This window comes from Bacillus sp. HY001 (assembly GCF_007558965.1).
GTDB classification, from domain to species: Bacteria; Bacillota; Bacilli; order Bacillales; family Bacillaceae_G; genus Bacillus_A; species Bacillus_A mobilis.
Genome location: NZ_VLTE01000021.1, coordinates 114,257 through 130,443 on the forward strand (window position 1 = coordinate 114,257; position 16,187 = coordinate 130,443).

Below are 16,187 nucleotides of genomic sequence, written 5' to 3' on the forward strand. Positions count from 1 at the left end.
TCTCCGTTGTTATAACTGTTATCTATACAAAAACGAGCTATTATACGGATTTCCCTTCCCTTTATTCACAAACAAAAGAAAGTTTCATTCTATGCATAAGGAATCCCCCTCATTCAAAGGGGGATTCCTTATAGTTGTTCTTTTAATTTTTTCAATGCTTCTGCAGCAGCTTGTTGCTCTGCTTCTTTTTTCGACTTGCCACTACCAAGACCTAAAGCCACGTTATTTAACGTAACACGTGACACAAATTCTCGGTTATGAGCCGGTCCTTTTTCTTGCAAAATTTGATACTCAATATTGCCACTACCATCACGCTGAATCAACTCTTGTAATTGACTCTTATAATCCATCACATGAGAAAAAGCACCTTCATTAATTTTCGGATATACAACTTCTTTTAAGAATCCCCAAACTGTTTCAAGCCCTTGATCAAGATAAAGGGCACCAATAAACGCTTCAAAGACATCCGCTAATAAAGCTGGTCGTTCACGTCCACCCGTCATTTCCTCGCCTTTTCCTAATAAAACAAGGCTACCAAATGACAATTCGTTTGCAAAACGAACAAGAGATGGTTCACATACAATAGCTGCACGTAGTTTTGTTAACTCTCCTTCGCTCATTGTCGGATATTTTTGAAACAGATACTGCGATACAGTGAGTTCCAATACAGCATCACCAAGAAATTCAAGACGCTCATTGTCCTCATGCGGTTTTTTTCGATGCTCATTCACATACGATGAATGCGTAAATGCTTGAATCAATAATTTTTCATCTGAAAACGTAATACCTATTTCTTCTTGAAATACTTTAAACGCTTCACGATATTTTGTTTCGTATTTTTTTTCTCTATGTTTTCGGTACGGCATAAGTCCCTCCAGATATAAGCCGAGAAGCCCCGCTAAAAAACGGGACTTCACTTAAGCATTATAGATGACTCTCTATGTAAGTCACAGCATCGCCAACAGTAGCAATCTTTTCAGCATCTTCATCAGAAATTTCCATTTCGAATTCATCTTCCAATTGCATTACAAGTTCTACTACATCTAGGGAGTCTGCGCCTAAATCTTCTTTAAAGCTCGCAGCTGGTACTACTTCAGTTTCTTCTACACCTAAACGATCAACGATGATTTTTGTTACACGCTCTAAAACATCTGCCATTCCATTCACCTCCCCTCAAATATTATATTAAATATTGGCCAAAAAAACTAGCTGAAATCCATTCTTTTATTACATTACCATACCGCCATCAACATTTAACGTTTGACCTGTAACATATTTGCTTTGATCAGAAGCAAAGAAAGTTACAGCATTTGCGATATCCTCCGCTTCACCAAACTGAGCTACAGGAATTAATTTTAACATTTCAGCTTTTATATTTTCATCTAATACGTCTGTCATATCTGTGGCAATAAACCCAGGAGCAATTGCATTTACAGTAATATTACGGCTCGCTAACTCTTTTGCTGATGTTTTTGTTAATCCAATTACACCCGCTTTAGCAGCAACATAGTTTGCTTGTCCTGGATTACCTGTTACTCCAACAACAGAAGCGATATTAATAATACGTCCATGACGTTGACGCATCATATATCGAGATACTGCCTTCGTACATAAGAATACACCTTTTAGGTTTGTATTAATAACTGTATCCCATTCTTCTTCTTTCATACGCATTAATAAATTATCTTTTGTTACACCTGCATTATTTACAAGAATATCCACTTGTCCAAATGTATCTACAGTTTGTTTCACCATATTTGTAACGTCTTCAGCATTTGCAACATCTGCTCTTACTGCAATTGCATCCGAACCTAATTTCTTTATTTCATCAACTACTTCATTTGCCTTTTGCTCATTACCAGCATAATTTACTACAACATTTGCCCCTTGTTTCGCTAAATCAATCGCAATCGCACGACCAATTCCACGTGACGCGCCAGTTACTAATGCTACTTTCCCTTTTAACATCAGTTTTCTCCTCTCAAATTTGAAATGGTATCTTTTAATGTCTCTTCATCATATATCGCATATGCTTTCACTGATGAATCAATTGACTTCATAAGTCCAGCAAGTACTTTCCCAGGTCCAATCTCAATAAATGTATCTACACCTTGACTCACCATATTTTCAATGGACGGGTACCATAAGACAGGCGAATAGAGCTGTTCAATTAGCTTTTCTTGAATATGTGTACCGCTTGTAATAACGTCTGCTGTTACATTTGCGATAACAGGAATATTCGTATCTTGAATTGTAATTTCATTTAGGACACTTTGGAACTTCTCAGCTGCCGGCTTCATAAGTGAAGAGTGGAACGGTCCACTTACCTTAAGCGGAATTGCTCTCTTTGCACCATTTTCTTTCGCTCTTTGAGAAGCAATCTCGACTCCTTGCTTTGTTCCAGAAATCACAATTTGCTTCGTACTATTCATATTAGCGATTTGTACTGCATATCCTTCACTTGTTACTTCTTCTGTAACTTGTTTCAGCATATGTGGATCAGCACCTAAAATAGCCGCCATTGCACCTTCTCCGCCAGGAACAGCTTCTTCCATATATTCCCCACGTTTCCTTACAGCGTATACAGCGTCTTCAAAAGTTATTGCACCCGCTGCTACAAGAGCGCTATATTCACCTAAACTATGTCCTGCAACAAAATCTGGTGTAATATCATACTCTTTCAAAGCTGTCAAAATAGCAAAACTCGTTGTTAATAAGGCAGGCTGCGCATTTGTCGTTAACGTAAGCTTTTCCTGCGGTCCTTCAAAAATCACTTCTGAAAGTGAATCTTGCAACACCTCATCTGCTTTTGCAAACACATTTGCAACCTCTTTATTATTCTCCGCTAACTGTTTACCCATTCCAACTGCCTGTGAACCTTGGCCCGGAAAAAGAAATGCTAGTTTTCCCATTTCAAATCCTCCTCTTATTGGAGTGGCTCTTTCTCCATTACACTTGAAATAGTAGGAATTACTTCTTTCGCTACCATTTCTCTCGTTTGACGAATCGCACTAAATATCGATTGGTCATTGGAAGAACCGTGAGCCTTAATGACAGGAGCTTTCAATCCAAACAATGCCGCTCCCCCATACTCCGAATAATCCATTTTATCTTTTAATACCATAAGTTTTGGCTTTAATACCGCTGCTGCTAATTTACTCGTAAACGAACTCATTAACTGCTCTTTTAACATAGAGAATAATGCAAGTGCCGTTCCTTCTAATGATTTTAGCGCTACATTCCCTGTAAAACCATCACACACAACAACATCTGCTACACCTTGCAATAAATCTCTTGATTCAACGTTCCCAACGAAATTAATTGGGGCATCCTTAAGCATTGCAAAGACTTGTTTTGAAAGCTCGTTCCCTTTGCCATCCTCTGTTCCAACGTTCAAAAGTCCAACGCGAGGATTTTTAATCCCCCTTACTTTCTCAGCGTATACAGATCCCATTACTGCATATTGATATAAATGAATTGGTTTTGCATCAACGTTCGCTCCAACATCTAACATAACAAAACCTTCTCCATCAACAGTTGGCATTGTAGGGGATAAAGCTGGTCGCTCAATTCCTTCCATACGACCTACAACAAACAATCCAGCCGCCATTAAAGCTCCTGTACTACCAGCTGATATACAAGCATCCGCTACGCCGTCTTTCACTTGCTGCGCTGCTAGTACCATTGAAGCTTGTTTTTTTCGACGAACCGCTCTTACTGGTTCATCTGTCGATTCGATTTTTTCATCTGTATGAAGTATAGTAATTCGTTCTTCACTCGTTAAGTATTGACGAATTTCCTCTTCTTTCCCTACTAACGTAATATGTAAATCAGAATATTCCTTAATAGCTTTCATTGCTCCTAATACGACAGCCTTTGGAGCGTGATCGCCGCCCATTGCATCTATTGCGATTTTCATAAGTTGTTACCTTCCTCACTATAATTACTAGATCGATACATTTCAAAAGTGCCTGTAAAAACAAGTTCTTCTCCAACAAAGCTACGCACTTTTACAACGGTCCGTCCTTTATCATTCTCTACATCTTCAACGCGTGCTTTTGCAACAACACGCTCTCCTAATTTTACAGGACGAATGTATCGAATGGTAGACTTTGCAGTTAAAGCTAATTCTTCATCAATAACTGCAACAGCTAGTGAGTTTGCTTGTGCAAACAAATGATGCCCACGGGCAATCTGATTTCTTTTAAATACGTGTTCTACCTTCACTTCAAAGATAGAAATCGCATGTCTATCTAATTCTATATCGATAATTTCTCCGACAACCTCTTCTAACGGTAAAGATTTCACATCTTCTTCATGTTGCTTCGTAGCTACATGTTTAATTCTTTCTCTTAATTCAGGAATAGATAATTCCATACGATCAAGACGTACAGTTTGTATACTCACTTGAAATTTTTCTGCTAAATCTTCATCCGTAATAAAAGGATTCGTTTCTATTGTTTGTTGTAATAATTCTTGTCTTTCTTTTTTACTTCTTCTTTTTTTCATACCGCACCATCCATTTTTATGACTAGGTACTAACAGTAGTATATAATCATTAAAAGTAGAATGCAACAAAAACTTTTGTTGCCTCCCTTTAATCGAGCTTCTCTCCTTGGAACACACCTGTCCCGTCAAGATAAGTACGCAGCGAAGCATATTGATCATTATGCCAAAACGCTTCGGAATCTACTAGTAATGCTGCATCTTGTCTTGCAGTTTCTAACGCTCGATAATCATGTACCATATCAGCAACCTTGAATTCTGGTAAACCACTTTGCTTACTTCCAAAGAAATCTCCAGGACCTCTTAACTCTAAATCTTTTTCTGACAATACAAATCCATCGTTCGTTTCGGTCATAATACGCATTCGCTCTTTTCCCGTTTCCGATTTTGGATCCGCGATTAATAAACAATATGATTGTTCACTACCACGCCCAACACGTCCCCTGAGCTGATGAAGCTGCGATAAACCGAAACGCTCTGCATCATAAATAACCATTACAGTCGCATTCGGTACGTTCACACCTACTTCAACAACCGTTGTCGACACGAGAATTTGCACTTTATTTTCACTAAATTGTCCCATTATCTCTTCTTTTTCTTGAGATGATAATCTTCCATGCATTAATCCAACTTGACATTTCCCTTGATAATGATGAGTCAGCATACTATGTAAGTCGATCGCATTTTGTACATCAAGTTTCTCAGATTCTTCAATAAGGGGACAAATTACATATGCTTGTCTTCCTTTTTTTATCTCCTTCTCCACAAAACCGAGAACTCGATCTAACATATCATGTTTTGCCCAGTATGTTTCAATTACCTTTCTACCAGCTGGCATCTCATCGATTATAGAAACATCCATCTCTCCAAATGCAGTAATTGCTAACGTACGCGGAATTGGGGTCGCTGTCATAAATAATACATCTGGACTTTCACCTTTCTCCCTTAAAACTCGTCGCTGTGCTACACCAAATCGATGTTGTTCATCAGTAATAACGAGACCTAACCTATGAAAGATAACTTCATCTTGAATTAAAGCATGTGTTCCGACAAGGATATCTATTTCTCCTTGTTCTAATTTCGCCAAAATCTCTCGACGCCTTACACCTTTAACAGAACTTGTTAGCAATTCAACCTTCATACCAAAGTGTGAGAACGTCTCTGCGAGCGATTGATAATGTTGCTCCGCTAAAATTTCTGTAGGAACCATTAAAGCACCTTGATAATGTGCTAATTTCGCTGCATAAAGACCAATCGCTGCAACGACTGTTTTCCCAGAACCTACATCACCTTGCAACAGACGATTCATTCGATAAGGAGATGTCATATCTTTCATAATTTCATCTACTACCCGGCTCTGCGCACCAGTTAACGGAAACGGAAGTGCATCGATAAACTCTTGCAATTCTGCTAAAGGAATTTCTTTTTTCGTCCCTTTCGAATTTTCCCTCTCCATTTTCCGTAATGTTTGCATTTTCAGCTGAAATAAGAAAAATTCCTCATATACAAAACGGCGACGCGCTTGTTTTAAATCTTCCTGTCCTGCTGGAAAATGAAGCGCCTTGAGCGCTTCATAACGCGGCAATAATTTATATCGACTTAACAATCCATCAGGCAACACTTCAACTATAGATTCTCCATACTCCTTGAATGCTTGGGCAATAAAACGGCGCATCTGTTTTACTGTAAGTTTCCCTTTCACTGAGTATACAGGCTCTACGTCTTGTTGGCGTGCAACTGGTCCGAAATGAAGCTCTGATACCGCAATCGTTTGACGGTGCTGATCCCATTTACCTGTTATCGTTACCGTTTCATCTAAAGTTAACTTTTGCTTATAGTACGGTCTATTAAAACATACAGCTGTAATTAAATAACGACCGACAAGGACACGAACCGTAAGGCGCGACTTTTTCTTCCCATAATATTGTAGTAAAGGAGCACTATGAACTTTCCCTTCAACTGTTACCCGTTCATCATGCTTTACTTCAGCAAGATCTTTCATCGCATAATCTTCATAACGGTACGGAAAATGTTCTAATAGATGAGAAACTGTATAAATTCCCATCTCGTGTAGTAATTCAGATGTTTCTCCTCCGATTCCCTTTACATCCGTAACAGGAACTTGTACAACTTCATTCAAGATTCTCACGCTCCGTCACATTATTTTCTTTGATACATTATCGACTAACACGATTGACATCTGTAATCGCTCTTTTTCACCTTATATATTCTATCATAGGCATTCTAAGAGAAACTACTCAAATCCCTCATAAGCAACACGAAAGAAAAGAGCCTCACTATTAGCAGCAAGGCTCTTTTTTATCTTCAATATGCTAGCCTTTTGAATAAAAACTAGTAATAAACTTCATATTACTACTTCTTATCCATTAGCAAGTAAGTAATCCATTTATTTTCAAAACGAATTTTTCTTATTCTACAGAGAAGATGAAAGAATACACCGGTTGGTTTCCAGCATGTACTTCTACTTCTGCATCTTCAAATTTCTCTTCTACAAATTCAACTAACTCAGCTACTTCTTCATCAGTTGCATCTTCACCTTGTAGAATCGTTACGATTTCAGAATCTTCATCAATAAGTGCTTCAAGTAATTGCTTCGCAGCTCCAACTTTTTCTGCATTTGTTGATACGATTTTTCCATCTGCAATACACATGAAGTCATCTTTTTGAATTGCTACACCATCAATTTCCGTATCACGTACCGCATACGTAATTTGACCGGTTTTCACATGAGATAAAGCTTCTTTCATGTTTTCTTCATTCTCTTCTAACGTTCCAACTGGATTAAATGCTAACATTGCAGCCATACCTTGAGGAACTGTTTTCGAACGAATCACAATCACTTCTTGATCAACAACTGACGCTGCTTGTTCTGCTGCCATCACGATATTTCCGTTATTCGGTAAAATAATGATTTTTTCAGCGTTCGCTTCTTCAATCGCCTTCACAATATCCTCCGTACTTGGATTCATCGTTTGGCCACCTTCGATCACTTTCGTCGCGCCAATGCTCTCAAATAAAGTTTTGATACCAGATCCCATAGCTACAGTTACGATACCGTATGGTTGTTTCTCTTTGGACTGGCTAGTCGGCTCAGGCATCATAGTCGGCTCATCTAATAAAGCAGTATGCTGTTCACGCATATTTTCTACTTTAATCTTAATTAAACTACCATAGCGTTGTCCATAATTCATAGGATCTCCAGGATGTTCCGCATGAATATGAACCTTAACAACCTCATCATCTGATACAACAAGTAGTGAATCTCCGTATACACTAATATCTTCACGGAATTTTTGTTCAGAGAAATTATGTTCTTTCATTTTTTCAGGCTCTAATTTCACCATGAATTCCGTACAATATCCATACTTTATATCTTCTGTACTCAATTGGCTTTGTACACTACGGTGATGTTCTGCGCGTACCATGTCATTCATAGATGGTTGGGCAGACACATTAGAAGAAATCGTTTCTCCTTTTAAGTCAGCTAAAAATCCTTCATATACAACAACAAGACCTTTACCACCGCTATCTACAACGCCAACTTGTTTTAATACAGGTAATAAATCTGGCGTACGATTTAACGATGCATTTGCTTCTTTCACAACGTCTTCCATAAACAAAACAAAGTCGCGCTGTTTTTTCGCAACTGTCACTGCATATTTACCCGTTTCTCTTGCAACCGTTAAAATCGTTCCTTCAATCGGTTTCATAACCGCTTTGTAAGCCGCTTCTACCCCAGCGTCTAAAGCTGCAGCAAAATCAACTGTTGTTAATTCTTCTTTTTGTTCAATGGATTTAGAGAAACCACGGAATAACTGAGATAAAATAACACCAGAGTTACCACGAGCTCCCATTAATAATCCTTTGGCTAAACTTACGCCGACTTTACCAGCATGCTGTGAAGGATTTTCTTTCACTTCACGTGCGCCCGAAGTCATTGATAAGTTCATGTTTGTACCGGTATCGCCATCTGGAACTGGAAATACGTTTAATGCATCAACAAGCTGAACATTATTTGTTAAATTATTCGCTCCTTGCATGATCATTTGTGATAAACGTTTCCCATCAATTTTTTGAATTGACACAGATTTTCCTCCTTAATGCACATTACAAGTTTATTACTTTAACTCCTTGTACGTAGATGTTTACAGAATCTACTGCTAGTCCTACAGTTTGATCTAATGTATATTTCACTTTCGTCTGCACGTTATGTGCTACTTCTGAAATTTTCGTACCATAGCTCACAATAATATACATATCAATATGTACTTCATCTTCATCTTTACGAACAATAACACCTCTAGTGAAGTTTTCTTTTCGTAAAATATCTGTTAAACCATCTTTTAACTGATTTTTTGATGCCATACCTACGATACCGTAGCAATCTACTGCGGCACCTCCAGCAATTGTTGCAATTACATCTGTACTAATATCAATTTGACCATACTTCGTTTTAATTTCAATTGACATCTCGTTTCCCCCTTCATAAATGGTGAAAGTGAGCTAGACTACTTTAGTTACTATCATATAATCTTTTTAAAGAAAATTCCATCGTTCTTTCTTTTCACTCTCATATTTTATGTTTTAAATCACATTTTTTATGATGAGCAAAATAGTCCATTGTTATTATACAACATGTACCACTATAATATGTCAAGTAATTTTTCTTGATTTCAGCTTTTCATCATCGACATATGGTGTCAAGTAAATTTTCTTGATTTCTTTTTTCTACGGTGTTGCATTCTCTTTTTAGTTGTGTTAAATTATAGTAGTGTTTTTAGCATCGCAAAAAAGACTAACATTGAAAAATTACGTATGGTAAGGTATCAAGGGAGGGAAATATAAATGGCTCGTGTTTGTGCTATCACTGGAAGAAAAGCTCGTTCTGGTAACTCTCGTTCTCACGCAATGAACGCTACAAAACGTAAATGGGGCGCTAACCTTCAAAAAGTTCGCGTACGCATCGACGGAAAAGTTCAACGTGTTTACGTTTCTGCTAGAGCATTAAAATCTGGCAAAATCGAACGTGTTTAATAATAAAAAAAAGAGCCTCTAGGCTCTTTTTTTACTATGACAATGAAAAAAGCACCGGTAATAGGTGCTTTTTTTAATCTTTTTTGAAGGTATTTAACATGGCACGAACAATTCCACCAAGAAATTTAGGTAACTTAATTGTATAAAATCTCATGGTTTCCCTCCTAATCCCCATTACTCCACTTGTTCACTATATGATGTAAGGAGCAAAATTGTTTCTTTAATCAGTGCTTCTTATCACCATTAATATGCCAGAAGTAAATGAAAAAGTACCTTTTTCCTCAACGAGTTCATTACTAATACAAAGTGTTGATCCCCATTCTATTGTTTTATTAGTTAGAGGATACTTAAATCCAAACAATGTAATCCCTTCCACTATTTCAGTAACCGGCACAAAAGATACATAAGGGAAATTTTTATTGTCTTCAATTATATGTGTACCCACTTTTTTCACGCTTATTTCATTTTTATTGTCTACAATACACATTTCTATCTCTACTTCTAACCCTCTTAAAAGCATCTGTATATTTGCTAAACCGTGATCCAGCCTTCCACCAGTGGCACCAAAAATACGAATCAATGTCGGATTTTGTTCTAACGCCCAGTTAATCGCAATTTCTAAATCTGTTTGATCTTTTTCACGAGGAACAATATGTAAGTCATTTGTTTGCTGGCCCATCCATACTAATTCTTCTTCAGTAACTGAATCGTAATCTCCAAACGCAACAGCTGGAGTAATTCCTCCTTTTAATAAACGATATACGCCTCTATCAACTGCCGCCCACACTACTTTCTCACTTTCATATCGAGAAAAATCTGCACAATATTCCGCAGGTCCGCCCGCTAAAATATGAATAATCATGTTTCCTTCCCCTTCTATTGTAAAAAGGCAATCTGCCATTCGGTAGATTGCCTTTTTACATATTTTTTCTCTATCCTTTATAAATAGTGAAAACTTACTACACTAGAAGTTTCACTAGGATAAAGACTCGTTCATTCATTATCCACGAATGACACGAATTGCTTCACCGCGGTCTTTTTGATTGTATACTGCTGATCCAGCTACAAGCACATTTGCTCCTGCTTCAACACAAAGTCTCGCTGTTTCAGCATTTACACCACCATCAACTTCAATTTCTACTTCTAGATTGCGCTCTTTAACCATTTCTGCAACTTGTTTAATTTTCGGTAATACAGAATGGATAAATTTCTGCCCACCAAATCCTGGGTTTACTGTCATAAGTAATACCATATCTATATCTTCTAATACATGCTCAATCGTTGAAACTGGCGTATGCGGATTTAATACAACTCCCGCTTTAATGCCATGAGATTTAATTAACTGAATTGTACGATGCAGATGAGGGCACGCCTCTACATGAACAGTGATAATATCCGCTCCCGCTTTTGCGAAAGTCGGGATATAGTTATCAGGATTTTCAATCATTAAATGTACATCTAATGGTAACGATGTAATCGGACGGATAGCTTCTACAATTAATGGTCCAATCGTAATATTTGGTACGAAATGTCCATCCATTACATCGACGTGAATGTAATCCGCTCCGCCTTTTTCTACATCTTTAATCTCTTCCCCTAATTTTGAAAAATCTGCTGATAAGATCGATGGTGCAATTTTAATCATAACTAATACCTCGGCTTTCTCTCTCTAATTTCTTCTACGAATTGTTTGTAATTCTTATAACGATATTCTGTAATTTTTCCTTCTTCAACCGCAGCCTTCACAGCACATTTCGGTTCAGAAAGATGTGTACACCCTCTAAATTTACAGTATTGGCTCGCTTCTTTCAACTCTGGAAAACAATATGTAAGATCTTCTACCTCTATATCTATGAAATCAAGTGAACTAAAACCAGGTGTATCTGCAACTAGTCCGCTTCCAACCGCAATTAATTCTACGTGTCTTGTCGTATGTTTCCCGCGTCCTAAATGCGAGGAAATATCATTCGTTTTCAATTCTAAATCTGGGCGTAAAACGTTAAGCATAGAAGATTTTCCAACACCAGATTGCCCTGCTACAACAGAAACACAGCCTTCTAAGAATGGTTTTAAAATATCAATACTTTCCGATGTATTTATAGAAGTAAATAATACATCATATCCCATCTCACGATAGTCATTCGCATAAGATTCAACAGTCTCTCTCATTCTTTCATCCACTAAATCCATCTTACTAATGCAAATAATCGGCTTAATATTATGATATTCAATCAGCACTAAAAATCGATCTAACAGTCCCGGATTAAAATCTGGTTCTACTGCTGAGAAAACGAGAATTGCTTGATCAACATTAGCAATAGGAGGCCTAACAAGTTCATTTTTCCGATCAAATACTTCAAGCACGTATCCTTCACTCGGATTATCTGCTTGAAAAACAACTTGGTCTCCTACCAGTGGTGTAATTTTATTTTTTCTGAACACACCACGCCCGCGGCATTGGGTAATCCCTTCTTCATGCTGCACATAATAAAACCCACTTAGAGCTTTTACAATTTTTCCTTCTGGCATATAATTCTCCTTTATTTTGTATAAAGTGAACCTGTAATTCATATTGAATGGATTAGAATTCTTTAAATACTTATTTCAAAACCCGTCATATATACAAGTTAATATATTTAATCTACCATCAAATTCAACATATTATTTATAACAGTATCACTTTTATAACTTTTTGAATCATATATTTTTGCCTGTTATACATTCCACTATAAGTGGACAGCATAACAGGCAAGAGTAATACATTCCATCCCCTCTAGAAAGGAAATGGAAGTCATTATTATTGAGTTGGGTATGGTACTTCTTTGTCGATAATCGTTACACCATCTCGTACAATTTTATAGTGTCCTTTTGTACCTTCTTGAATTACAAATTCTAAAGAAATAGTTGCCGACTCTGAAATTGTTCTAGTTTCAATTGGTCTATCCATTTTTTGTTGCATATCTTCTTTATAAATTTCTATTGTTTGCGGTTTTTTCTCACCTATTATAGAAGACTCATACGGAATAGAAATATTATCCACTTTCACTGTTTTCGTTACTTTCGGCTTAGGACCCTCTGAGATGACAATCGTCACTTTATCTCCTTCTTTTAACGGTGTTCCTGGTTTTGGAGATTGCGAAATTACAAGTCCTTTATCAACAGTATCGGAATACTCTCGTTTTATATCTGGAGTTAGTTTTCTCTCATTCAAATAACCATTTACGCTATTTTCAGTCCATCCTGAAAAATCACCTGGCCTAATTTGATAAGGACCTTTACTTACCCAAATCTTCAGTTCTTGTTCCGTCTCTACTACCATTTGATCCGGCGTCGGAATTTGCTCTACGATTTCACCTTTTGGCCTATCATTTTCAATATAATTTATTGTTACTTGCTTATATTTTTCTTCTAATTCAGCCCTTATACTCTCAAAATCTTTTCCTGTGAGATCACTCATCTTACTTTTCTTTTTTCCGCCTGATTGATAGATAGTAATTTTAGAGTTTTCTTTCACGACTCTTCCTGCCACAGGGTCTGTTTTTATCACATCACCGGCTTCAACATCATCTGTATATACAATATTGGGTTCCGTAACCTCAAAACCCTTTTCAACTAATTTATTTACTGCTGTCGCATACTTCATACCAGCCACATCAGGTACTTTTACATCTTTTGGAATAAAGAATCCTGGAATAACAGTAAGCGCTAACGTTATTCCAATTGCTAAAAGTAAAAATGTCGTTATTAAAACTTTAATCCATTTATTACTTCTTTTTTTCTTCTTATTTAATTCCGTTTCTTCTTTTCTTTTCTGTTCGTCCACTTTATTTCCTTTTAAAACAATTGTTTCATCAGTTACATTTTCGAATAATTGTTCTTGTTGAATAATAGGAATCGCTTTTGTCGCTTCCATATCTTCCGGTATGTAAAATGGCTGCTCATTTATCCTCTCTGGATATAGCGCAGTTTCAATATCTCGTTTCATCGCATTGGCAGATTGATATCGGTGAAACGGATCTTTCGCAGTTGCCTTTAATATAATATTTTCGACACTTTGCGGAATATTTTCATTCCATCTCTTTGGAGACGGAATTTCACTTTGTAAATGTTTTAAAGCTATAGCAACAGCAGATTCGCCAGAAAACGGTTGTCTTCCTGTTAACAACTCAAACATAACGATTCCTAGAGAATAAATATCTGATTGTTTATTTGCTATCCCACCGCGTGCTTGTTCTGGTGATAAATAATGCACCGAACCGAGTACCGAATTTGTATGTGTAATTGTTGTTGCACTTGTAGCTGTCGCAATTCCAAAATCTGTTACTTTTATTACTCCATCAGCTCGAATTAAAATATTGTGTGGTTTAATATCACGGTGCACAATTTCAAAATGATGGGCGTGTGCCATGGCGGATGTTAACTGCTCCATAATATCAAGAGCTTCTCCTATAGGTAACATCCCTCTCTCAATTATGTATTGCTTCAATGTTTGTCCTGGTACATACTCCATTACAAGATAATATATACCATCTTCTTCTCCGACATCATACATATTCACAATATTTGGATGCGACAACGTTGTAACAGACTGCGCTTCTCGATGGAAACGTTTAATAAACTCTTCGTTATTTGAATAGTCGAGTCTTAATATTTTTACCGCTACATCTCGGCCAAGTATATCATCATGAGCTAAATACACATTGGCCATTCCACCGCCACCAATCATTTTCAGTAGCTTATAACGGTCATTTAAGCGTTTTCCAATCAGCACGTTGCACTTCACCTACTTTCGTTTGTCGAACCCGCATAATCAATAAGAACAAGGGTGATATTATCTTCCCCGCCACGATCATTCGCCAATTGAATGAGACGTTGTCCCTTAGTTTCAAGCTGTCCATTTAACTGTAAAATTTGTTGCATATCAGCAATAGAAACTTTGTTAGATAATCCATCAGAGCAAAGAAGTAACTGATCATCTTCCTCAAGCACCAATGTTTTCACATCTAATCCGACTTTTTCTTCTGTTCCTAATGCCCTTAACAAAACATTCTTCTTCGGGTGATATTCTGCGTCTTCTTTTGAAATTTCACCATGTCTCACAAGTTCATTTACAAGGGAATGATCTTCCGTTACAAGCGAGATTTCCCCCTCTGATACCATATAACAACGACTATCTCCTATATGACCTATTGTCACAAAGTTTGGCGTACAAATCGCTATTATAAGTGTTGTTCCCATACCATTACATTCTACATGTTGTTTAGAGTACTCATATATACGCTCATTAATAATCCCAACACTCGTATGTAACCACTCTTCTACTTTTTTTGGTTCATTCATATTATGCGTTTGCTTCCAATAATCATGGAATAATTGAATGGTCATCGAGCTAGCCACATCACCAGCTCGATGACCTCCCATTCCATCTGCTACTACCGCTAAAATATTTCCATCTAAATTGTGAAAAACTCCTGCACTATCTTCATTATGTTGACGAACTTTTCCTTTATCCGATAGAAACACGGCTTTCATCTCGTCACCTCGTCTCTTCTTTACGCTCCTTCGCACGTAACTGACCGCAGGCTGCATCAATATCATGACCTTGTTCACGGCGAATTGTTACATTCACTCCACGATCTTTTAACGTTTTTTCAAATAAGAAAATTTGTTCACGTGGCGTACGTACATAATCACGTTCAGGTACGTAGTTTACCGGAATTAAGTTTACATGACATTTTACACCTTTTAAAAGCGCAGCAAGTTCTTCAGCTTGCTCAACTTGGTCATTTTCTCCTCCAAATAAGCCATATTCAAACGTAATACGACGCCCTGTTTTATTTACATAGTATTTAACAGCTTCCATTAAGTCTGGTAGCTTATAAGCACGGTTAATCGGCATTAATTTTGAACGTAACTCTGTATTTGCAGAATGCAATGAAATCGCAAAATTAATTTGCATATCTTCTTCAGCGAACTTATAAATTTTTGGAACAATTCCACTTGTTGAAACTGTCATATGTCTTGCGCCAATATGAATTCCTTTTTCATGGTTTATAATGCGTAAGAATGACATTAAGTTGTCGTAATTATCAAACGGCTCTCCAATCCCCATAACAACAAGTGAACTTACACGTTCTTCTGTTTCATCAAGTGCACGTTGCACTTCTACTACTTGCGCTACAATCTCTCCAGCCTCTAAGTTTCGTTTTAACCCACCAAGTGTAGATGCACAGAACGTACAACCAATACGGCATCCGACCTGTGTTGTTACACAAATAGAATTTCCATATTCATGTCGCATTAACACTGTTTCAATAGAATAACCATCATATAATTGGAATAAGAATTTAATTGTTCCATCAGAAGACGTTTGTTTTACCAATGTATTTAAAGTAGTAATATCAAAGGAATTCGACAATTTGTCGCGTAATCCTTTAGAAAGATTCGACATGTCGTCATAATTTTTTACACGTTTTTTATATAGCCAATCAAAGATTTGTCCTGCACGGAACTTTGGTTCTCCTTGTTCCTTTAACCAATCTTGCATTTCATGAAGTTGTAAAGAATAAATTGATGGTTTCTTCGTTTCTAGATTTTTCTTTTGTTTTCTCACAGTCGTTTCCACG

Annotated in this window: 17 protein-coding genes; 1 reads left to right on the forward strand and 16 read right to left on the reverse strand. The window is 37.1% G+C overall.

The window, feature by feature from the left end; translation table 11 throughout:
- Window positions 1-128: 128 nt before the first annotated feature.
- The 9 genes from rncS to FOT98_RS12435 form a co-directional block, all read right to left on the reverse strand.
- Window positions 129-866, reverse strand: a complete 738-nt coding sequence (gene rncS, locus FOT98_RS12395) for a ribonuclease III (RefSeq protein WP_001146868.1) — start codon at window positions 864-866, stop codon at window positions 129-131.
- 58 nt (window positions 867-924) lie between these two features.
- Complete coding sequence (gene acpP, locus FOT98_RS12400; RefSeq protein ID WP_000786062.1) at window positions 925-1,158, reverse strand: acyl carrier protein; 234 nt, start codon at window positions 1,156-1,158, stop codon at window positions 925-927.
- 69 nt (window positions 1,159-1,227) lie between these two features.
- Window positions 1,228-1,968: a 3-oxoacyl-[acyl-carrier-protein] reductase gene (gene fabG / locus FOT98_RS12405; protein WP_061678211.1), complete on the reverse strand. Its 741-nt coding sequence runs from the start codon at window positions 1,966-1,968 to the stop codon at window positions 1,228-1,230.
- Entirely contained in the window at window positions 1,968-2,912 is a 945-nt protein-coding gene (gene fabD, locus FOT98_RS12410) for an ACP S-malonyltransferase (protein WP_061678212.1), read from the reverse strand. The genes fabG and fabD overlap by 1 nt, the downstream gene beginning before the upstream one ends.
- A 14-nt stretch (window positions 2,913-2,926) precedes the next feature.
- Window positions 2,927-3,919, reverse strand: coding sequence for a phosphate acyltransferase PlsX (gene plsX / locus FOT98_RS12415; RefSeq protein ID WP_000684108.1), 993 nt, complete (start codon window positions 3,917-3,919; stop codon window positions 2,927-2,929).
- Window positions 3,916-4,509, reverse strand: coding sequence for a transcription factor FapR (fapR, locus tag FOT98_RS12420; protein WP_000747352.1), 594 nt, complete (start codon window positions 4,507-4,509; stop codon window positions 3,916-3,918). Before fapR ends, plsX begins: the two co-directional genes overlap by 4 nt.
- An 88-nt stretch (window positions 4,510-4,597) precedes the next feature.
- Entirely contained in the window at window positions 4,598-6,646 is a 2,049-nt protein-coding gene (recG, locus tag FOT98_RS12425; RefSeq protein ID WP_063260423.1) for an ATP-dependent DNA helicase RecG, read from the reverse strand.
- Between the two features lie 289 nt (window positions 6,647-6,935).
- On the reverse strand, window positions 6,936-8,612 hold the full coding sequence (locus FOT98_RS12430) for a DAK2 domain-containing protein (RefSeq protein ID WP_063260424.1): 1,677 nt from the start codon (window positions 8,610-8,612) through the stop codon (window positions 6,936-6,938).
- 22 nt (window positions 8,613-8,634) lie between these two features.
- The gene (locus FOT98_RS12435) at window positions 8,635-8,997 is read right to left on the reverse strand and encodes an Asp23/Gls24 family envelope stress response protein (protein WP_000021109.1); all 363 of its coding nucleotides are present in this window, start codon (window positions 8,995-8,997) and stop codon (window positions 8,635-8,637) included.
- Between the two features lie 375 nt (window positions 8,998-9,372).
- Here FOT98_RS12435 and rpmB point away from each other — a divergent pair, with 375 nt between their 5' ends.
- Window positions 9,373-9,561, forward strand: a complete 189-nt coding sequence (rpmB, locus tag FOT98_RS12440) for a 50S ribosomal protein L28 (protein ID WP_000124776.1) — start codon at window positions 9,373-9,375, stop codon at window positions 9,559-9,561.
- Window positions 9,562-9,634: 73 nt separating this feature from the next.
- Here the strand turns inward: rpmB and spoVM are convergent, their stop codons facing one another.
- The 7 genes from spoVM to rlmN form a co-directional block, all read right to left on the reverse strand.
- Entirely contained in the window at window positions 9,635-9,715 is an 81-nt protein-coding gene (gene spoVM / locus FOT98_RS12445; protein ID WP_001213599.1) for a stage V sporulation protein SpoVM, read from the reverse strand.
- A 66-nt stretch (window positions 9,716-9,781) separates the two neighbouring features.
- Entirely contained in the window at window positions 9,782-10,462 is a 681-nt protein-coding gene (locus FOT98_RS12450) for a thiamine diphosphokinase (protein WP_063260425.1), read from the reverse strand.
- Between the two features lie 99 nt (window positions 10,463-10,561).
- Complete coding sequence (rpe, locus tag FOT98_RS12455) at window positions 10,562-11,206, reverse strand: ribulose-phosphate 3-epimerase (protein ID WP_061678216.1); 645 nt, start codon at window positions 11,204-11,206, stop codon at window positions 10,562-10,564.
- Window positions 11,207-11,208: 2 nt separating this feature from the next.
- Complete coding sequence (gene rsgA / locus FOT98_RS12460; protein WP_001113938.1) at window positions 11,209-12,090, reverse strand: ribosome small subunit-dependent GTPase A; 882 nt, start codon at window positions 12,088-12,090, stop codon at window positions 11,209-11,211.
- 268 nt (window positions 12,091-12,358) lie between these two features.
- On the reverse strand, window positions 12,359-14,332 hold the full coding sequence (gene prkC, locus FOT98_RS12465; RefSeq protein ID WP_071721381.1) for a serine/threonine protein kinase PrkC: 1,974 nt from the start codon (window positions 14,330-14,332) through the stop codon (window positions 12,359-12,361).
- Between the two features lie 8 nt (window positions 14,333-14,340).
- Window positions 14,341-15,093 carry a Stp1/IreP family PP2C-type Ser/Thr phosphatase gene (locus tag FOT98_RS12470; protein ID WP_063260427.1) on the reverse strand — a complete coding sequence of 251 codons (753 nt, stop codon included), beginning with the start codon at window positions 15,091-15,093 and terminating at the stop codon, window positions 14,341-14,343.
- A gap of 4 nt (window positions 15,094-15,097) precedes the next feature.
- Window positions 15,098-16,186, reverse strand: coding sequence for a dual-specificity RNA methyltransferase RlmN (gene rlmN, locus FOT98_RS12475; RefSeq protein ID WP_000450538.1), 1,089 nt, complete (start codon window positions 16,184-16,186; stop codon window positions 15,098-15,100).
- Between the last annotated feature and the right edge of the window lies 1 nt (window position 16,187).